This window comes from Pseudomonas sp. AMR01, from assembly GCF_041946035.1.
Classification (GTDB): Bacteria; Pseudomonadota; Gammaproteobacteria; order Pseudomonadales; family Pseudomonadaceae; genus Aquipseudomonas; species Aquipseudomonas antarctica_B.
Genome location: NZ_JAUTYR010000003.1, coordinates 19,200 through 39,149, shown reverse-complemented (window position 1 = coordinate 39,149; position 19,950 = coordinate 19,200). Strand labels below are relative to the sequence as shown.

Sequence of the window (19,950 nt, the reverse complement as noted above, 5' to 3'; positions counted from 1 at the left end):
TGTGGGAGCTGGCTTGCCTGCGATAGCGGTGGGCCAGCCAATAAATACTTGCCTGACGCGCCGCCATCGCAGGCAAGCCAGCTCCCACATTCACCGAGTACATCCTGTCAGTCGGGTTGCATGGCCTCGAATGCAGGGTGTGCGTCCGGCTCCCGCCGAATCATCCGCTTCATCTTCGCCTCAAACGCCCAAGTCAAACTCACCGCCGCACACGCCAGCCCCAGCGCCAAACCCCACCACACGCCGGTCGGCCCCCAGCCCAGGGTGAATGCCATCAACCACGCAGACGGCGCACCGATCAGCCAGTAACAGCCTAAACCCACCAGGAACGTGGTCTTGGCGTCTTTCAGCCCGCGAATGCAGCCCATGGCGATGGTTTGCACGCCGTCGAACAGTTCAAACCACGCCGCGACAGCCAGCAAGCTGACGGCCAGCACAATAACGTCATGGAACGCCGGGTCGTTGTGGTCGAGGAACAGTCCGATCAGCGAATCGGAAAACAGCCACAAAACCACTGCAAATCCCAACATGACTGCCGCACCAAATCCGATGCCCACGCGCCCCGCCATGCGCGCCTGTAGCAGTTGCCCGGCGCCGTAGTGCTGGCCGATGCGCATCGTGATTGCGTAAGACATACCCGCTGGCACCATGAACGCCACCGAGACGATTTGCAGGGCAATCTGATGCGCCGCCAGTTGCGTGCTGCCCATGGTGCCCATGCACAGCGCCGCGAAGGCGAACAACCCGACTTCCACCGCATAAGTGCCGCCAATTGGCAGGCCCAGGCGCCACAGCTCGCGCAAATAGTGGGTATTGAGGCGCAGCAGGCCTTTGCTCAGCGGGTAGGCCGCATACGCCCGGTTGCTGCGGATGTACCACATCAGTGCCAGGGCCATGCAATTGGCGACGATGGCCGTGACCAGGCCGATGCCCGCCAGGCCCAGCTTGGGCAGGCCGAACATGCCCTCAATCAGCGCGTGGTTGAGAAAGTAGTTGAGCACGGTGCCACACAGGCTGATCACCATCACCGGCGTGGCCTTGCCGATGGCGCTGGTGAAGCCGCGCAAGGCGATGAAACTCAGGTAGCCAGGCAGGGCGAAAGGCAGAAACGTTAAAAACTGCCCCGCCGCCTGCACATTGGTTTCGGTCTGGCCGAACAACAGCAGCACCGGTTTGATGTTCCACATCAGCACCGCCGCCGCCAGCGCCATCAGCCACGCGAGCCAAAGCCCGGCCTGAGTCAGGCGGGTGGCGCCTTCGATATCGCGGGCACCATGCCGAATGGCAACAAGGGTGCCTACAGCCGCAATCACGCCGATGCAGAAAATCGCCACGAACGAATAGCTCGCCGCGCCCAGACCACCGCCGGCCAGGGCTTGCGGGCTGAGGCGGGCCATCATCAAGGTGTCGGTCAGCACCATCAACATGTGCGCCAACTGTGAGGCAATCAACGGCCCTGACAGCCGCAGAATGGCCCAGAGTTCGGAACGTACCGGATGTTGCATGATCATCACGCTCAAAAAATCAGAAGGGTGTGGAAGGGTTGATTCTCGGCGCTTTCAGGCCATTGCACAAAAGGATAAATGTGATGCTCAGCATGATTAAAACTCATGCCTGAGCGATTCTGGTAGGGTTTGAACATTGCGCCGCCGGAGCTTTCCCCATGTCTCGTCGTCTACCTCCGCTGTATGCCCTGCGTGCCTTCGAGGCGGCTTCCCGGCACAACTCTTTCACCCGCGCGGCGGAGGAATTGTCGATCACACAAAGTGCGGTGAGCCGGCATATCCGCACGCTGGAAGAGCACTTCGCCTGCCGCCTGTTCCAGCGCAGCGGCCGCACCTTGCAACTCACTGAGGCCGCGCGTTTGCTGCTACCCGGCGTACGCGAAGGCTTCGCGGCGCTCGAGCGGGCATGCCACACCCTGAATGCCGAAGACGACATTTTGCGCATGAAGGCGCCGTCGACCCTGACTATGCGCTGGTTGCTCGCGCGCCTCAGTCGTTTCCGGGCGTTGCAGCCTGGCAATGAGGTGCAACTGACCAGCGCGTGGATGAACGTGGATGAGGTGGACTTCAATAACGAGCCTTTCGACTGCGCGGTGCTGTTGAGCCACGGGCATTTTCCGGCGGACTGGGAGGCGAGCTACCTGTTCCCCGAACTGCTGATTCCGGTGGGCGCGCCGAATTTGTTGAATGACGGGCCATGGGACGTCAACCGCCTGGCCGCCGCCGAGTTGCTGCACCCCACGCCCGACCGCCGCGACTGGCGCAACTGGCTGCAGCGCATGGGGTTGTCATCCCAAGTGTCACTCAAGGGCGGGCAGGTGTTTGACACACTGGAACTGGGCATGGTCGCCGCCGCGCGGGGGTATGGCGTGTCCATTGGCGACCTGCTGATGGTGGCCGAAGACGTGGCCCAGGCGCGATTGAGCCTGCCGTGGCCGACGGCAGTGGCCAGTGGGGAAAATTACTACCTGGTGTGGCCCAAAACCCGTCCCGGCGGTGAGCGTTTGCGGCGGTTGGCGGAGTTTCTCCAGGGTGAAGTCAGGGCCATGGAGCTGCCCGAGGTTGAGCGCCTGGATTAAGCGGGACACCGCGTTTGAGCAATCGTTTGCGCGATGCCCCTGCAAATCGCTCAAGTATTGGCCGCGCCCGCCGAAGAAGGTGTGTTGGTGCCTTCGTGCGCCAACGTTTCCTACCAGATAATTTGCCGAGCAACGCTATGAGATCAGGATGATCCTGGCCTCGGCCAGGAGCTCTTATGTCTCAACCTCGCGCTCGGATCGCCTCTCAGTTAGGCCTCGCCTTGGCCATTATTTTGGCAGTCGTCATCAGCGGCAGTACCGTCTTCGCCTTGCGGTCTCTCGACTCGGCCAACCTCGCTACCCGCGAGGAACACTTGGCCAGCGAGGCGCGTTTGCTCGCCGACCAGCTCAACACGTTCCACAGCACCTTGCGCGAAAGTACCCAGCGTTTGAGCGGGCTGTTTGAAAAGCGCTTCGTCGCGGGCTTGAGCGTGCGGGCGGACCAGCCGGTGACGGTGGCCGGCACGCAGACCCCTGGCCTGTATCTGGGGGATAACGTGCTGAACAACAACTTCACTGATGTGGACGAGTTCAAGCAGATATCCGGCGGCGTGGCCACAGTTTTTGTGCGCAGCGGCGAAGACTTCATCCGCATCAGCACGTCCCTGACCAAGCAGGACGGCAATCGCGCCATCGGCACCGTGCTCGACCACCAGCACCCGGCATACCAGCGTCTGCTGGCCGGGCAGAATTATGTGGGCCGCGCGGTGCTGTTTGATCGCTCCTACATGACCCAGTACAGCCCGGTGCGTGATGCCAGCGGCAAAGTTATTGCCGTGTTGTTTATTGGTTTTGATTACACCGACGAGCAGAAGGCCCAGTTCGATAACCTCAAGCGTTTCCGTATCGGCAAGACCGGTTCCCTGGCTCTGCTCGATGAGCAGAAACACTGGCTGGTGCCGCCGGCGGGCGTGGAGGCGCTGGATCAGGCGATCCCGGTGATGCTCGACCTGGCCAAAAAGCCGGGCGAAGGTCGTTTCTGGAGTGACAAGAACGAAGATTTCTACAGCGTTTCGGTAGCGTTTGACGGCGGCCCTTGGTCGGTAGTGGCGAGCATGCCAAAATCCGAAATTCGCGCCGTCACGTGGGCGGTGGGCATTCGCCTGGTGATTGGCAGCGTGCTTGCGATGTTGCTGGCGGTGGTCGCGACGGTCTGGTTGCTGCGCAGCAAATTGCAGCCATTGAGTGACTTGGTGCGTCAGGCCGAAGCCTTGGGCGCAGGTGATTTGAGTGCGCGCTTGAATGTGTCCAGCCATGACGAAATCGGCCAGTTAGCCAGCAGCTTCAACCAGATGGGTGAAGCGCTGTCGACCATGGTGTCGCGCATTCGCACGGCGGCCGAAGAGGTCAACAGCCGGGCGCAGGCGCTGTCCGGTTTGTCGGGCGGTGCCTATGAAGGCATGGAGCAGCAGTCCGGCGAGATCACCAGCATGGCCGGCGCCGTGGAAGAATTCAGTGCCACGTCGCTGAACATCGCCGACAACATGGGCAACACCGAGCGTCTCGCCCAGGAAAATGCGCAGCAGACCCGAATTGGTCGCACCTCGATGCAAGAGGCGTCGTCGTCCCTGGAGCATATCGCCGCTTCCCTGAACAGCACGGCCACGGTGATCAACACCTTGGGCCAGCGTTCTCAGGAGATCGGCGGGATCGTCGGTGTGATCACCTCGATCGCCGAACAGACCAACCTGCTGGCACTGAATGCTGCCATCGAAGCAGCCCGCGCGGGTGAGCAGGGCCGCGGGTTTGCCGTGGTGGCTGACGAAGTGCGTAACCTGGCATCGCGTACCCGTCAGGCCACTGACGAAATTTCGGTGATGATCCAGAGCATCCAGCAGGAAACCGGCAATGCCATCAGCACCATGGAGCAAGGCAACACGCTGATGCAGGAAGGCCTGTCGCGTAACGCCGACGTGGCTTCGGCACTGGCGCGCATTGATGAACAAAGCCGCTCCGCCGGTCAGCAGTTCGCCGCGATTACCACCGCCACTCAGGAGCAAAGCAGCACCGCGACCTTGCTCAGCAGCAACTTGCAGAGTATTGCGCTGGCTAACAGCGAGCAGCGTGAAGTGGTGTCAAACCTGGCGGTTACTGCCAAGGAGCTGGAAACCCTGGCGGCCGGCTTGCGCCATGAAGTGGACCGGTTCCACTGAAACCCGGTCGTCCAGGCGCAGTTAATCCCATGTGGGCGGGGGCTTGCTCCTTCCCGCACGGGGCTGGCGCCAGGCTCAAGTAATTGCTGCCGGCCGGTATTGCAGCGCCTCTGCCAAGTGATGCCGGGCGATGTTCTCCACCCGTTCAAGGTCGGCCAGGGTACGCGCAACCTTGAGCAACCGGTGGGCAGCGCGCAGCGACAGCGTCAGCCGCTCGCAGGCGCTTTCCAGCCAGCTTTCATCGACCTTCGCCAGTTTGCAGTGCACGCGTAATCCCGGCAGATCAAGGAAGGCATTGGCGCAGCCCTGGCGTTTTTGCTGGCGCTCACGGGCTTCGGCCACTTGCGCCGAGGCCTTTGCGGTGTTGTCGCCAGGCTGCAGGGTCGGATTGATTGCCGTCGTTTCGCGGGCGACGGTGAGGTGCAAATCGATACGATCCAGCAACGGCCCCGAAAGTTTGTTGCGGTAGCGCTGGATCTGCTCCGGCGTGCAACGGCAGCGCCCGCTGGGCTCGCCGAGGTAGCCGCAGGGGCAGGGGTTCATGGCTGCGACCAGCTGGAATCGCGCCGGGAAGCTGACTCGGTCACGCGCACGGGAAATCACGATATGGCCTGATTCCAGCGGTTCGCGCAGCACCTCCAGCACTTTTCGATCAAATTCCGGCAGCTCATCCAGAAACAACACGCCGTGATGGGCCAGGGTAATTTCCCCCGGCTGCGGCTTTGACCCGCCGCCGACGAGCGCCGGGCCAGATGCCGAATGGTGTGGCTGACGAAACGGCCGATGAGGCCAATGGCTCAGCGGCGCAAGGCTGACCACCGACTGAATCGCCGCCACCTCCAGCGCTTCATGCTCGCTCAAGGGCGGCAGTAACCCGGGAAGCCGGCTGGCGAGTAATGTTTTGCCCGTACCTGGCGGGCCGCTGAACAGCAAGTTATGAGCCCCCGCCGCCGCAATCAGCAAGGCGCGTTTGGCCGCCAATTGGCCCTGCACTTCACTCAAGTCTGGATAAGGTTTGTTCAGATACTGCAAACCGTCGGACTTATACGGTTCAATCGGCACATGCCCATTCAAATGGGCCACCACTTGCAGCAAGTGATCCACTGCAATGACCTTCAAGCCCGACGCCAGGCACGCTTCCTCGGCATTCGCCCGCGGCACTATCAAGGTGCGCCCGGCCTTGCGCGCAGCCAACGCTGCAGGCAACACGCCTTTTACCGCGCGCACCTCGCCGGACAGCGCCAATTCCCCGAGGCACTCCACGTCATCGAGCATCAGTGACGGCACCTGCACACTCGCCGCAAGAATCCCCAGGGCAATCGCCAAATCAAAGCGCGCGCCATCCTTGGGCAGGTCGGCTGGCGCGAGGTTGAGGGTGATGCGGCGGGCGGGGTATTGCAGCGCGGAGTTGAGAATGGCACTGCGCACGCGGTCCTTGCTTTCCTTCACGGCGGTTTCGGGCAGGCCCACCAGCGTCAGGGACGGCAGACCATTGGCCATGTGCACTTCTACGGTGACGGCAGGGGCTTCAACGCCAATTTGGGCGCGGCTGTGGACGATGGCGAGGGACATGCTCGTTCCTTGAGTGGAGGGCCGCTTCCTGCGGGTGTTTCAAGGGTAGACGAGGTGGGGAGGGGTGAGGCGGGGAGTGTTTACAGGACGTATCAGAAGGGCCCAGCAGCTCAATGAGCTGTTGGACTTTTGCTATTTTTTTAAATTTAACTTAATTACACTTTTATTTTGGCTTTGCTTCAGTGGAGTGTAAGGAGAATTTATCGCTGTATATTTATGTGTGAGATAATTTGTCCATAAGCCTATTATTCGAGACCTAGTTATATGTCCTTGTCATTTTGAGTTGATATCCCTTCATGCAATTTTGAAGCATGGGCGGCAATAAAAGGAGGGGGTAGCGCGTTGCCAATCATTAGTGCTATTGATTCTTTGCCATGGAGTGTGTTGAAACGATAGTTTAGTGGGAATCCTTGGAGTGCTGCTGCCTCTCGGAGCGTAATAGTTCTGTCATCTGATGGGTGAAGAAATCGGCCTTTCGAGGGGTTGAAGCATCCGCTAGTGATTGTAGGAGCTACGTCATCCCAAGCCATACGTCCATAAACATCGTTAAAGCCATTAGTTCTCTTATGACAAGCTAATTGAAATTCCTCTGGTAAGTCTGCACGACTTCCTCCATCTTTCGGAATATGTTTGATCAACGCCATAACTTTTTCAGTTCTACGCTCTGGCATAGCATGAAGTGCGTCTGTTGTCGACGAGCGCGCAGGAATATGGGCAATAGCGTTGCGAACGGTAACTCGTTTAGTATGTTTTTCACCCACGACTGGCTGATGAACGCGAGACGCTAGCAATATTAATCTTTTCCGGCGCTGCGGAACGCCATAATCAGCGGCGTCCAAGATTTGCACTACGTAAGAATAGCCAAGGGTTTCGATGCCTTTACATAGGGTTAAAAATCTACTGTCATCGGCCAACGCGGGGACATTTTCCATCATTATGCACTTTGGAAGCATCTCTTCGGCAAAGCGCAGAAAGTCGCTGACCAGGTCATTTCTGGGGTCGAATACGGATGATCCCTTATTTTTTGTCCTCAACCTAGAGAACCCTTGGCAGGGAGGGCATCCTGCTAGCAAGTCAAGGTCACCTACTTCTAGACCGAGCTCGGCTAAGATAGCCGATGCATTCAGTGTACGAATGTCTTCCGAATAAAGCTTCACGTTGGGATGGTTGAGAGCGTAGGTCTCTTGAGCTTTTGGGTTGATCTCCACTGCTGCTGCGACACGAAACCCGGCCTGCTTGAGCCCAACGCTTAGGCCTCCGCAGCCGCTGAATAAATCAAGTGCGGTGAGTTTAGGATTTTTTGGAATACTTGACATAATTTTGTGTTCGCAATTGGCTTAGGCAGTTTCTTCAACATGGATTCAGCTTGGGACTGCTAGCCACCGTTTCAACGTTGCTCGCACGGCAGATAAATCTGCATTCCCGTCGGGCAGCGCAGCAAGCAAATAGCGAACCACCCCTAGAAATCCCTCAGCAGTTTGCCCATGTCCAATTTTGTTGTGAAGCGCTTTTTTGAAATCCTCGGAGGTTACCAGCCCTTTTCGCTCTGGCGGCGAGAGAAGAATGGCATCAGGGCATTTCTGTGGCAGATAATCGAGCCGCAATCGAACCCAACCCAGATATGCTAGTTGATGTGTGACTTTATCTTTGGCGTTGCCTTTAACATCATTCCCTCCGTTGAGCGGAAATTGCGGCCGACAGCCCATTTCATTAAAAATAAGATCTTCTAATTTTCTATGGTCTAGAGGCGCTAAGCTAGCTGGGTCTGTGAAACTTTGTACAACTCTCTGATCACCATCTAAAAAGACGTAGCAATCGGATTCTGCTGTGATGTGCGTTGGAATCTGTTTGCAAACAATCCCGTTTGCCCCCCCAGGCGCGACGACTATTTCAAGTGCACTTTGTTCGCCGAGGTCTAGCCCCTCCATTGCGCGTTCAACTACTGCTTTAGCAAGAGGATCCTCAACATATATACGTTTTTTATCCCCAAGGGTCTTGCCCAGCCGGTTTAAGGCTATAAAAGGGGAGCATTCGTTTAAAACCCTTGTTTTACCTGTCCCATTATCTTCGAATACTTTTAGTGCATTTGGAGGTAGATCTTGAATGAAGTCAAATGAATGTGTGGAGATAACAATTTGTAAGTGTTTTTTCTTGATTTCAGACAGTAAAAATATTAAAAGCTCGCGTTGAGCCCCGGGATGTAGGGAAGTTTCGGGTTCGTCGAGTAGAACGAGTGAATATTTCGGCGCGGAAATTATGCGGACTACCAAAGTTACAATGGCTATTTCACCACTGCCAGCAAACGCTTCAGAATATTTGAAGCCACGATCGAAAACGACGCTAATATCCCCACCTTTCTGCTCAGGATAAAGCGAGTGCTTTATGTACTGGGCTGATTGATATGGTCGGCCTAAAATCTTAGAAACCTGCGCGAGCTCTTCATCAGTCAATAGTCGATTTTCGAAGACTCGCTCCCTGCCTCCACCAAGCATCCAACTAGAGGCATTACGGTCAATTACACTTTTGAGCTTCCTAGCTCCAGCTCGCATCTCTGCATGCTTTGCCGCGATCTGCTCAGTACTTGTGCCAAAGTTAAAAGTCCTGTCAAAAGCGCCAATTATTACTTTCATGTTCATGTATACAACAGTTTTTTGTACAGGATTCCAACGGTCCTTGTCTTTTCTCGCATAAGGTTTTTCTGGCATTGGCAACATATCGTCACCTTTGGTCACCTTTGTTGGTTCCCAGTACTCATAGTCTCTTTTTTTGCTGTAAATTCTAGCCTTTCTGGTCTCTACGACATCTTTATAAGTCTGGTGCCAGTGTCCATAAATATAGCGAGGTGGATCTTGAACTTTTGTCGAAATCGGATCCATTGCAGTGGAAAACCAAAATTTTGCAGTGGTTTCACCATCCGGCATTCCTTGAAGCGCATGTAGCACTGAACTCTTGCCTATACCATTCGCTCCGACTAGCGCGGTTAGTGGAAAAGGAAACTCTATCCTAGAACCAGGTTCAAGACCTTTAAAATTTGGGAATCTGGCGTGAGTTATGTAGTGAAGTAGTGGGGCGCCCGGCTTGAAGTTTAATAGTTCTTGTATTAATGCTTCTATTATTTTGCTTGGCATTGCCTTTTCTCGCGCTGTAGATTTTTTGCTAGATTTTAATGGTGTCAGAGGGGGATCCCCCCTCTGGTCATGATACTGTCTATGTTTTTATTTGGGTGTTTATAGATATTTCGTATAATCTTGCTTCGCCTACGCCCTGAGAAAATCGCTCTTCATCAAATCGTTTTGGACTTAAATACCAAGCTTGAGCGATTTTGCGCCGTGACGCAAGAATTGCAGCCGCCACAGCCTGAATTTTAGAGCCGGTCAAGCCCAGCTCTATGTTTGCTCCGGCAGATGAATATATATCCAAGTAGCGATCATCTATATATTTTAATATGTTTTCTAGACTATATCCGTCAACTTTCGTAACAGCCGAGCTTTGAAAATTTTGGCATACGAACTCTGCTGCATAATTAGCTACACGAGCTCGGGGTTCGTCGCCTATAGGAGCAATTATCTCCACGTAATCAAATTCTCTCCGATCCAATAGGGAGGAAAGTCGTTCGTGTTTTGCGGAGGCGAATGCGAGTAAGGCGCGACTGCGTGATAAATCAACTTGCTCGTCTATAAGTTTGATATCAGAATAAGGACCAATTTCACCTTTTAGAACTTTCCCTAAGCTCTCCAATAGGGCCAAAGGGTTATGGGACTCCTCGGCATCAAAAATATTCTGGAGCTCTTCTTGCAACGGATAATGCTGCAGTGCAGACATATGCAGAACATACACTTTCCCCTTGTCCTGAAGCTCCCGTTGAATGGAAGTAAAAATTACAGGTTTTGGTAGTCCTGAAATATCAATTAGACCAACGCCTCCGAAGCGAGGCAGATTTGGATTTCCCGTTCGGTAAGTAGTTTCATGTATTTCTACTCCTGCATTTTTCCACAGTTTCCTGATCTCTTTCGCACGCCCCGCCTGATCATACTTTAACGCGTGGATGTTCACTGATTTTACGTTGTTTGCTAGCAGTTTGTTTGATGCTAGTGTTCTCTCTTCGAAGCCCAGTCCAACGAGAACGTCTGTGATATCTAGTGTTCCGAGGGTGTTAATTTGAATTTCATTTATTTTTACGTCAATCGTTTTTGCGCTGTATGTGTCACCATCTATTTCGTTATCTTTTTCTATTTCTATTCCTTCTTGGAATAAGCTTGTTTGGACATTAACTTCGATCGAAGATGGATCGTGTGGTTGCGTAGAAAACGTTTCTGTTATTGAAGTAATCTCAAGCTCAGTCTTGATCTGGTTTTTGAGTAGTATCTCTTTGTCTGGCTTTCCAAGCCACTCTCTGAGATCTTCGCCGGACAGCTCAAATCGATCTCGATCAGCTAGTCCTATAAAAGCGGCCAAGCCATAAATTTTCCTATAGCTGAGCTTAAACTGCTGCATTGGATTCGAGTCTTTTGTTTTCGTCCTTGGGGCGCCACCGCCAGCGTAGACGAATACTCCAGCATCAATTAACTCTCGAAGTTGATCTATTTGAGCTGTTAGGCTTTCTTGATCCTCCGTCATGACCCTAACGTAGATGGAGGAGTATTGTCTAAGGCGCTGGGTGCTCTGAGGGTTTTTTTGGCTTTCACGATAAGATCTAGTAAGTAAGTCGTGGGCGGACTGCGCAAAAGCTAAGGCATGATCTTTATAATACCCGCCTCTTCTATTGAGGTCATATAGTCTTCTTGAACTTATCGCTTGAAAGCAGTCAGCTTGTATGTTGTCCGCAATGGGTACGTTTATGTGAGACCTGTTGGATGATGCTCTTTTAATTATTTCTTCATAGAGCTTTACTACATCTCCAATATCACCAACACAGACACTGGTGAGGCAGGATATGCCACGATAAGCCTGTTTTTTTTCTTTAGATGTTGAGCTTGATGATGCTATTTCTCGTGCGACTTGTTCTAGAGGAATATCTCCTAGTAGCTGGCGAGGAGTATACTTCGGATGTGATATGTGGAAGTTTGCGCGCTGTTGAAGTATTCTCTCGACAAAGTCCTCACCTTTTCCTTTGCCGTTAGAATTAATGGTGTCGTAGACATCGGCCCCAAGATCGAAAACAGCAAGGTCTCTATCAACTCTAATAGGATGGATTCTTCCGGGAGATCTTAAACCTAATTCTATAGTCTGCCATTCGGAAGTAAACTTGAATGCGCAAATCGGATTTTGAAAAAGTAGTGCAGTCAGGATCTCGTCGATTCTGTCGAGCTCTAGATATCTCGTAGATACATCGTCAAGTAAAAAGAATACCGAAGAGTTTGAAATTACGTCACTACAACTTCTGAATTGTTCAGCGAGATGAGGGAATATGTCGGACGGAGATTGTTTGACCAAAAAATCATTGCTGCCTCTGGAAGTTAATACTGCGATATGCTCTAGGCGTCTTTCAAGATCGTCGATCGATGAAGCATCCTTGAGCGATTCTCCGCCTTCAAGATAGTCCGAGACAGCATGGCTGAGTTTTGAGTGTGCATTCGATATTACATTTGTGGATGCTAGATCTCGCAGATGCATTAAAGCTCTTGCGGCTTGGAGCGCGTAATATACATATAGCCGAGTTAATCTTTGCTCCAGTTTGGCGTTCGATTGTCGGAGATCTAAGAGGCGTTGCGCCGATACAAATAGACCAACGAAACCATCTCCGCGAACGCGCTCTACAGCATGTTTCGACTCTTCATTTTCACTTAGTGCAGCTCTAGCGTGAATGTCCAGAGCTCTGAGTAGCATGGTTTTACCACAGCCGCGCATTCCTGTGATAATCTGCGGTCCGGGTTTCGTAACCTCGGATAACCAGCGTCCGTCAGGATCCACAAGCAATCTTGGTACATCCCAAGAAACGAGTGTCTGAGCATTATAATGGTCGGCAAACCCCTTTAACTTAAATGGTGCACTCCAAGGCTTCCAAGGCTGTGCGGCGCGATAATATGCTTCCTCTATCTGCCCAATAAGATCGCTGGGGTTTGGCTGGCGGATATTCTGCGCGTCAGTTAACAGGCTATGAACGATCCCTTGCAGCGCTAGGGCTGTCCGGTAGTCTCGGTCTTCTAATTTTGATGGGTCAGAAAGTAGTCGGTCTAGAAGCGAATCAACATGTTCGGCGATGAATAATAAATCCCCTTGCCTGCTCCCACCGCTTTTGCTGGCGTCTGAGATACTTCCAAGGTCAATAGCCTTCACTCTAATAGAGTCATCTATTGCACTTTGTCTACGACCGGTTGGAGGTAGTTGCTCAACTATTAAGTTTTCAGCATGTAGATCATTGTGATTCAGTTCATTGACTTCAAATTCTGCTCTGATTCTTAAGAGATCAATTGCTATTTGGCATATCGTCGCTGAAGAAGGAATGATGGTCCCAGTAATATAATCACGAAGTAAGTCGCCACTAACAAAGTCCAGAACAGTTACGTGGCATGATAAAACTGACCCATCCGAAAATTTAATATTTTCGTCAAAGCGGTCATCTATACCTACTACGTGCTCAGCGGATTCGGCAAGCCGCGCGTGTAATTTTGTTTCTTCCTCAAAGGAAGTTTTTAAGAAGAAGGTGTAAAATTCGACGGGTGCGATTTTAAGCACATATTTTCTTTTGAAGGGGCCTTTTTCCGCTACAAAAGCTGCGCCATAGAATCCTCTTCCGAGATCTCGTATTACGGAGTACTCTCTAATCTGAGCAGGGCGCTCTTTCAGAACAAAGCCATACTCTCTTTGGCACGACGGGCATTTGTCTGTTAGTGTTTTCTCTGAATAATCTTGCGCGGGGCAAAAAAAACAACAGTATTTACTCATTGCTTGCTACTCCCTTGCCTATTCTAATCAGCTATACTGGTGAGCTGTTTAAGTCCCTGGTTGTATATGATTGTTATTTATGTCTATGTGTCAGCTCCATCAGAAAGTTTCATGAGGATTATTCATACTCAAGCATACGGTCTGTATGGCAATTTCATGCCGGATGCATAAAATGCTAGGCGACAAAAAATCTAACCTTGCATAAGAAAGCGCGTTAATTTCCATTTAGTTGCCTCTCCATCGGTCTCTCCGTGTGCGCCGGCCCTTAGCATCATTTTTTTGACATTAGCTAAGAGCGTGTCAATCAACGGCCTGGTGCCACTTATAAAAACTCAGCAAGGCGTACGCAGTTTTACCACCAAAGCATCCTCTCAGGGTACTAGCAGATTCACAAAATATGGAGTCGTGGATGAGGTGGTTTTCAGTGCATTGCTGAAGCGGGCGAGGAGTGTCTGTTGCTGGTCTGCTGAAAAAGTGCGGCGACAGCTCTATTTTTCTCTTTCTGCGCCCCACGTATTGCCGATTGTTGAAGCATCAGAGCCGACGTTGCGACGACTCTGGCTTCCTGTGTGTGCGGAGGCGGCCACAACAGTTCTGATTTTTTCTAGCGTTTTTTGTAGCTGCACCGTCTGACAGAGAGTTCGGTTTTTACGATTTTCGCACTAACCCAATGAGCGCTTAATATATTGTTTATTTGTTTGCCGATTGGGGTCGATCGCTGCGTTTCCACCAAGCTAGTTTTTTCTTTCCATGTGTGCGGGCGGGTTCTGGAAGCATGTGCGGGACGTCTTGTAGCCTTATCCATGTCTGATTGTTCCAATGTAGAAGGCTAAGAGACGTCTTTGGCCAATCTAACAAACTCAGAATTGGATGATCACAATTGGTCCCTTTTCGCGCATCGCGTATGGCGGGAACAACGTCGTGCGTTAGCCACTCCCGAAGACTTCGATACTCCGGGCAATAGTGGTAAATCAGAAGCGCGTAGACCCCCGACTCACTGATCAGCAGTGTCCGTTCGACAGCACCATGATGGAGCGCCCTTCGATATTGATGTTGATCCGAATCCAGCTTACGCAACGCTCGCTCGTCCAAATAGAGCCTCAACAACCGACCCAAATCACGTGCGCTGAACCAAGCCTGGTTCTCCAGTAAGAGCGCATGAAGATGCAGATTGTGCCGCTTAAACACATGAGGAATAAGGTGATCGTTTTCCATGGTGCAGTACCCATATTCGCTTGAGAGGACTGCCGTTTACCGTCGCCAAACGATAAGGGTGGCAGCTGCGTGCGGGTTGGCGAGCCGGTGCAAGCGAATACCGGCAGACCCTGAGGTCTCCCACACACAGCCGCCATAAAACGAGTCGGGGTATGCCCGATATCGGATTGTGAACGCTTTGCGTCGCAAGCTTTCCGGGTCGCCAAACCCAGCGCTGAATGTTCAGCAGCGAGCAGCCTAAAGAGATAGGGCATTGCGATGCTATCGGAAAACATTATCGCACGTCGTAGGAAGGTTCCTGAAGGCGTGCGCTGGATGAGGATAGTTGGAAGACCATTGCAGCCTTCCCATCAGTTCCAAGAGATCCGTTTACTCAGCCGAGGTCGGCGTCAATCGCGCTTCCAGCTCGGCGACTTTCGCTTCCAGACTCTCCAGCCGTGCACGCGTGCGCGCCAACACCACCATCTGGCTATCAAACTCTTCCCGGCTCACGAGATCGAGCTTGCTGAAGCCGCTTTGCAGCAGCGCCTTGAACTGGCTTTCGATTTCATTGCGGGGCAGCGGGGTTTCGCCGCTGAACAGGCGAGAGGCGTGGCCGCTCAGGGCGTCGAGGAGGTCTTTGGGCGCGAGCATGGGAAATATTCCGGAAAAACTGTTGGCGGGCAGTGTATCACGCACCGTCTATAGTCTTTTTCATGGCCGGCGGCGCACGCTTTTCGCGCAGCGGGCCGGGCAGTCGCGCACTGTTTAGGTGCGCATTGGTGCTGCCGAAAAGCCCCGAAGGTGGGCTTAAGTGGGCAACGGACTGATTTCAGTGATTTTTATGGAGCTGGCAAGGTTTCTGCTTAGACGATCATGACCCATGCACTGATGCAGTCGCTGTGACGAATGCAGTGCGCCGACGGATCAGGGGTACAGGTTTAGTCACCAGTGGTTCGCTGGTGTCGCAACGGCAAATGCCGAGGCGACGACGCGTTACAAAGCCAGGCACTGCGCTTAGACTTGAGACGGGTTTGTTTTCCTGGGGCAAGTCCACCAATTCGGGAGAGAGTTTTCATGAAGCTAGTCACTGCCATCATCAAGCCGTTCAAGTTGGACGATGTACGCGAGTCGTTGTCCGAGATCGGCGTGCAGGGCATTACCGTTACTGAGGTCAAAGGCTTCGGTCGGCAGAAGGGTCACACCGAGCTGTATCGCGGCGCGGAATACGTGGTCGATTTTCTGCCAAAGGTGAAGATTGATGTCGCCATTGACGACAAGGATCTTGACCGGGTTATCGAGGCGATAACCAAGGCGGCCAACACCGGCAAGATCGGTGACGGCAAGATCTTCGTGGTTAATCTGGAACAGGCTATTCGCATCCGTACCGGCGAAACCGATACCGACGCAATCTAAGCCGCCAAACCCCCAACGCCCCAGGAGAAAACAATATGACTCTGCGTAAATTCGCAGGGCTAGGAGCCCTGTTGTCCCTCGTAATGCCGGCCCTGGCATTGGCGGCGGACCCAGTCCCAGCTCCAGTCCTCAATTCCGGCGACACGGCATGGATGCTCACATCCACCGCGCTGGTGCTGTTCATGACTATTCCGGGCCTGGCGCTGTTCTACGGCGGCATGGTTCGCTCCAAAAACATTCTGTCGGTGATGATGCAGTGCTTCGCCATCACTGGCCTGATCTCCATTCTGTGGTTCGTGTACGGCTATAGCCTGGCATTCGACACGACCGGTATGGAAGCAGGCGTGGTCAACCTCAACTCGTTTGTGGGTGGCTTGTCCAAACTGTTCCTCTCGGGTGTGACCCCGGCCAGCATCACCGGCCCGGCGGCGTTGTTTCCTGAGTCGGTATTCATCACCTTCCAGATGACCTTCGCGATCATCACTCCGGCGCTGATCGTCGGTGCTTTCGCCGAGCGTATGAAGTTCTCCGCGATGCTGATCTTCATGGGCATCTGGTTCACCCTGGTTTACGCACCGATTGCCCACATGGTGTGGGGCGGTCCGGGTTCGTTGCTGGGCGACTGGGGCGTGCTGGACTTCGCTGGCGGCACCGTGGTGCACATCAACGCTGGTGTGGCTGGCCTGGTGGCGTGCCTGGTACTCGGCAAGCGTAAAGGCTTCCCGACCACCCCAATGGCACCGCACAACCTGGGTTACACCCTGATCGGCGCCGCGATGCTGTGGGTTGGCTGGTTCGGCTTCAACGCTGGCTCCGCTGCTGCGGCCAACGGCACTGCCGGCATGGCGATGCTCGTCACTCAGATCGCTACCGCTGCTGCGGCGCTGGGCTGGATGTTCGCCGAGTGGGTCACTCACGGTAAGCCAAGCGCACTGGGCATTGCCTCGGGTGTCGTTGCGGGCCTGGTGGCAATCACTCCGGCTGCCGGCACCGTGGGCCCAATGGGCGCTCTGGTGATTGGTCTGGCGGCTGGCGTAGTGTGCTTCTTCTGCGCCACTACCCTGAAACGCAAACTGGGCTACGACGACTCCCTGGACGCCTTCGGCGTGCACGGTATCGGCGGTATTCTCGGCGCGATCCTGACCGGCGTGTTCGCAGCGCCTTCCATGGGCGGCTTCAACGCGGCCACCACTGACATCGCGGCGCAAGTCTGGATCCAGTGCAAGGGCGTCGGCTTCACCGTGATCTACACGGCCATCGTGACCTTCATCATCCTCAAGGTGCTGGATGCGGTCATGGGCCTGCGGGTTACCGACGAAGAAGAGGCCGTGGGTCTCGACCTGGCGCAACACAACGAACGCGGTTACAACTTGTAAGTACGTGTAAAAAAGATGCCCGGCTTGCCGGGCATTTTTTTGTCTGGCGTTTGTCTGTGATAGGGCGCTGTAGCGGTTTTTACGCAAAGTTTGTGATGCAGCGCACGCGGCACTTTTCAGCGTGCGAAAGTCTTACAGGTATGTAGGCGTATTCGACACTTTGTTTTTTCCCAGAGCGCGCTAGAATGCGCGCCGATGGGCGGAGAACTGTATGTGGCAACAGACCCTGATTACCCTGCGGGCCAAGCCCCGGGGCTTTCACCTGGTGACAGACGAGTTGCTCGCCGGCTTGCCTGAATTGAAGGCGTGCCGTGTGGGCCTGTTGCATCTGTGGCTGCAGCACACCTCGGCCTCGTTGACGGTCAACGAGAATGCCGACCCGGCGGTGCGCCGTGACTTCGAGCGTTTTTTCAACTCGCTGGTGCCGCAAGGGCGTGCAGGGTTCGAACATAACGACGAAGGCCCGGATGATCTGCCGGCGCACTTCAAGGCCAGTCTTCTGGGCTGTCAGCTGAGTTTGCCAGTGAACGCTGGCCGTTTGGCGATAGGGACCTGGCAAGGTGTTTATCTGGGCGAGCACCGTGATCATGGCGGTGCTCGTAAAGTCCTCGCCACCTTGCACGGTGATGGGGCATAAGCCGCTGGTCATCCAGCGGATGATGATTTTATCCGGCGACCTCGACAGAGGGTGAAGCTGGGCTATAACTAATCTGCTTTTCGCAAGTCATGAGGTAGAACATGAGCGACGATGATCTGGAAACCGACGAACTCGAAGTAGGTGACGAAGACGACACCGAAGAAGGCCTTGAAGCGGCAGTCGAAGACGTTGCTGACGAGGGCGATGACGGTGGCGAAGACGCGCCTGCCAAAGTTGCCAAGGGCAAAGCCAAGGCTGCAGTGTCGGTAGACGAGCTGCCAAGCGTTGAAGCCAAGAACAAAGAGCGCGATGCGCTGGCCCGTGCGATGGAAGAATTCCTCGCTAAAGGCGGCAGAGTGGTCGAAGTTGAGCCTAACGTGGTTGCCGATCCGCCCAAGAAGCCGGATAACAAGTACGGCAGCCGCCCTATTTAAAGGGTTGTTGCAGGCTTATGTGAGAAAGCCCGCCGTCGCTGCGGGCTTTTTCATGCCTGGAATAAATGCCTACCAGTCACTATCCATCAAATGTGGGAGCTGGTGTTACTGCCAGCTTTGCAGCAATGGCGGTAGCTCGTTCAGGTTACGAATCTGCGCATCCGGTTTTTTGTCCCCTTCCCAGGCTTTGCCCGTCGGGTTGAACCACACCGCCCGCAGCCCTGCCTGTTGCGCCCCGGCGATGTCATCGCCCGGGTGATCACCGATATGCACCGCCTGGCTCGCGTCCACGCCACCGCGCTGTAACGCTTCCTGAAACAGTCGCGCGTCCGGCTTGGCAATGCCTATATCTTCGGCGCGCAGGGCAAAGTGAAAGTAGTCGGCCAGGCCAACGCGCTGCACGTCAGCGTTGCCGTTGGTGATCACGCCCAGCAGGAAATGCTCGCGCAATGCCTGAAGCATGGGCTCAGCCTCGGGGAACGGCGTGAGTTGATGCCGCGCATGGATGAACGCCTCGTAGCACACGTCCGCCATTTCAGTGGCCTGCGGCTGTGGATAACCCGCCTCTTCAAACGCGTGCATCAGCACACGGTGGCGCAGGATGCTGATGCGGTATTTCAGCTCGGGATGACGTTCCAGTACAGCCTGGCGCAGCTTGGCGAAGTGCTCCAGCGGCAGGTCGCCGACCTGTGAGGCGTTTACCGCCAGCCATTCACGCATCGACGCTTCGGCGCCAATGATCACGGGTACGTTGTCCCAGAGTGTATCGTCCAGGTCGAAGGTAATCAGCTTGATACTCATGAGTCGCCGCCCTTGATGCGTTTGGCCCGTGGATGGGCGCTGTCGTACACCGTTGCGAGGTGCTGGAAGTCGAGGTGGGTATAAATCTGCGTGGTCTTGATGTCGGCGTGGCCGAGCAGTTCCTGCACGGCGCGCAGGTCCTGGGATGATTCCAGCAGGTGGCTGGCAAAGGAGTGACGCAGCATGTGCGGGTGCAAGTTTTGCCCCAGTTCACGTTCGCCCGCCGCCTTCACCCGCAGTTGAATGGCGCGCGGGCCGAGGCGTCGGCCTTGCTGGCTGACAAACACCGCGTCGTCCGCCGGGTTGGTCAGCAGGCGCAGTGGCAGCCATAGTTGCAGGGCTTCACGCGCCTTGCGGCCCACCGGCAAAACGCGAGTTTTGCTGCCCTTGCCGAGGACTTGCACCAGGCCGTCCGCGAGGTCGAGTTGGTCGAGGTTGAGGCCTGTCAGCTCCGACAGGCGCAAGCCTGAGGAATAAAACAGCTCAAGGATCGCCTGGTCGCGATGGGCCAGGAAGTCATCCTCGACGGCACCGTCAAGCAGCTGCAGGGCGCGATCGGTATCCAGCGTCTTGGGCAGGCGCCGCTCGCCCTTGGGGGGAGACAAGCCATTGGCCGGGTCGTGGTCGCACAGGCCTTCGCGATTGAGGTAGTGATAAAGCCCGCGCACCGCCGACAACAGGCGAGACAGGCTGCGCGATGACTGGCCCGACTGGTGCAGGCGCGCGATCAGGCTGCGCAGGTTCTGGATATCCAGCGTCTTCCAACTGCTGATGTGCTGTTTTTCGCAGTACGCCAACACCTTGTTAAGGTCTCGCCGGTACGCTTCCAGGGTATGGGGTGACACCTGGCGCTCGTTGCGCAGGTGAGCGCAGTAAGCGTCCAGTTGCCGTTCCATGG

At 54.5% G+C, this 19,950-nt stretch carries 15 protein-coding genes; 6 read left to right on the top strand and 9 right to left on the bottom strand.

Going from position 1 to position 19,950, the window contains the following annotated elements:
• Positions 1-107 precede the first annotated feature (107 nt).
• A complete protein-coding gene (locus Q7C20_RS03695) occupies positions 108-1,511 on the bottom strand; it encodes a NorM family multidrug efflux MATE transporter (RefSeq protein WP_375065506.1) in 1,404 nt (467 codons plus the stop codon).
• Between the two features lie 152 nt (positions 1,512-1,663).
• Here Q7C20_RS03695 and Q7C20_RS03690 point away from each other — a divergent pair, with 152 nt between their 5' ends.
• Both Q7C20_RS03690 and Q7C20_RS03685 read left to right on the top strand, forming a co-directional pair.
• The gene (locus tag Q7C20_RS03690; protein WP_375065504.1) at positions 1,664-2,584 is read left to right on the top strand and encodes a LysR substrate-binding domain-containing protein; all 921 of its coding nucleotides are present in this window, start codon (positions 1,664-1,666) and stop codon (positions 2,582-2,584) included.
• Between the two features lie 176 nt (positions 2,585-2,760).
• Positions 2,761-4,737, top strand: a complete 1,977-nt coding sequence (locus Q7C20_RS03685) for a methyl-accepting chemotaxis protein (RefSeq protein ID WP_375065502.1) — start codon at positions 2,761-2,763, stop codon at positions 4,735-4,737.
• A gap of 75 nt (positions 4,738-4,812) precedes the next feature.
• On the opposite strand, the gene Q7C20_RS03680 is transcribed toward Q7C20_RS03685, so the two are convergent.
• The 6 genes from Q7C20_RS03680 to Q7C20_RS03655 form a co-directional block, all read right to left on the bottom strand.
• On the bottom strand, positions 4,813-6,309 hold the full coding sequence (locus Q7C20_RS03680; RefSeq protein ID WP_375065500.1) for a YifB family Mg chelatase-like AAA ATPase: 1,497 nt from the start codon (positions 6,307-6,309) through the stop codon (positions 4,813-4,815).
• 260 nt (positions 6,310-6,569) lie between these two features.
• Positions 6,570-7,625 (bottom strand): DNA cytosine methyltransferase, encoded by a 1,056-nt coding sequence (locus Q7C20_RS03675; protein ID WP_375065498.1) that lies wholly within the window; start codon positions 7,623-7,625, stop codon positions 6,570-6,572.
• Between the two features lie 45 nt (positions 7,626-7,670).
• Positions 7,671-9,437 carry an AAA family ATPase gene (locus Q7C20_RS03670; RefSeq protein WP_375065496.1) on the bottom strand — a complete coding sequence of 589 codons (1,767 nt, stop codon included), beginning with the start codon at positions 9,435-9,437 and terminating at the stop codon, positions 7,671-7,673.
• A gap of 79 nt (positions 9,438-9,516) precedes the next feature.
• Positions 9,517-13,194: a hypothetical protein gene (locus Q7C20_RS03665; protein ID WP_375065494.1), complete on the bottom strand. Its 3,678-nt coding sequence runs from the start codon at positions 13,192-13,194 to the stop codon at positions 9,517-9,519.
• A gap of 690 nt (positions 13,195-13,884) precedes the next feature.
• Complete coding sequence (locus Q7C20_RS03660) at positions 13,885-14,409, bottom strand: Bro-N domain-containing protein (RefSeq protein ID WP_375065492.1); 525 nt, start codon at positions 14,407-14,409, stop codon at positions 13,885-13,887.
• Between the two features lie 369 nt (positions 14,410-14,778).
• Positions 14,779-15,042 (bottom strand): accessory factor UbiK family protein, encoded by a 264-nt coding sequence (locus tag Q7C20_RS03655; RefSeq protein WP_348061344.1) that lies wholly within the window; start codon positions 15,040-15,042, stop codon positions 14,779-14,781.
• Positions 15,043-15,465: 423 nt separating this feature from the next.
• Between Q7C20_RS03655 and glnK the strand changes: the two genes are divergently transcribed.
• The 4 genes from glnK (at position 15,466) to sutA (ending at position 18,251) form a co-directional block, all read left to right on the top strand.
• Positions 15,466-15,804, top strand: a complete 339-nt coding sequence (glnK, locus tag Q7C20_RS03650; RefSeq protein WP_002555808.1) for a P-II family nitrogen regulator — start codon at positions 15,466-15,468, stop codon at positions 15,802-15,804.
• Positions 15,805-15,839: 35 nt separating this feature from the next.
• Positions 15,840-17,180 (top strand): ammonium transporter, encoded by a 1,341-nt coding sequence (locus Q7C20_RS03645; RefSeq protein ID WP_375065489.1) that lies wholly within the window; start codon positions 15,840-15,842, stop codon positions 17,178-17,180.
• A gap of 211 nt (positions 17,181-17,391) precedes the next feature.
• Complete coding sequence (locus Q7C20_RS03640) at positions 17,392-17,817, top strand: secondary thiamine-phosphate synthase enzyme YjbQ (RefSeq protein WP_375065487.1); 426 nt, start codon at positions 17,392-17,394, stop codon at positions 17,815-17,817.
• A 101-nt stretch (positions 17,818-17,918) separates the two neighbouring features.
• Positions 17,919-18,251: a transcriptional regulator SutA gene (gene sutA, locus Q7C20_RS03635; protein WP_375065485.1), complete on the top strand. Its 333-nt coding sequence runs from the start codon at positions 17,919-17,921 to the stop codon at positions 18,249-18,251.
• A gap of 105 nt (positions 18,252-18,356) precedes the next feature.
• Here sutA and Q7C20_RS03630 read toward each other — a convergent pair whose 3' ends face one another.
• Both Q7C20_RS03630 and xerC read right to left on the bottom strand, forming a co-directional pair.
• Complete coding sequence (locus Q7C20_RS03630) at positions 18,357-19,052, bottom strand: HAD family hydrolase (protein WP_375065483.1); 696 nt, start codon at positions 19,050-19,052, stop codon at positions 18,357-18,359.
• Complete coding sequence (gene xerC / locus Q7C20_RS03625) at positions 19,049-19,948, bottom strand: tyrosine recombinase XerC (protein WP_348062176.1); 900 nt, start codon at positions 19,946-19,948, stop codon at positions 19,049-19,051. The genes Q7C20_RS03630 and xerC overlap by 4 nt, the downstream gene beginning before the upstream one ends.
• Positions 19,949-19,950: the final 2 nt, after the last annotated feature.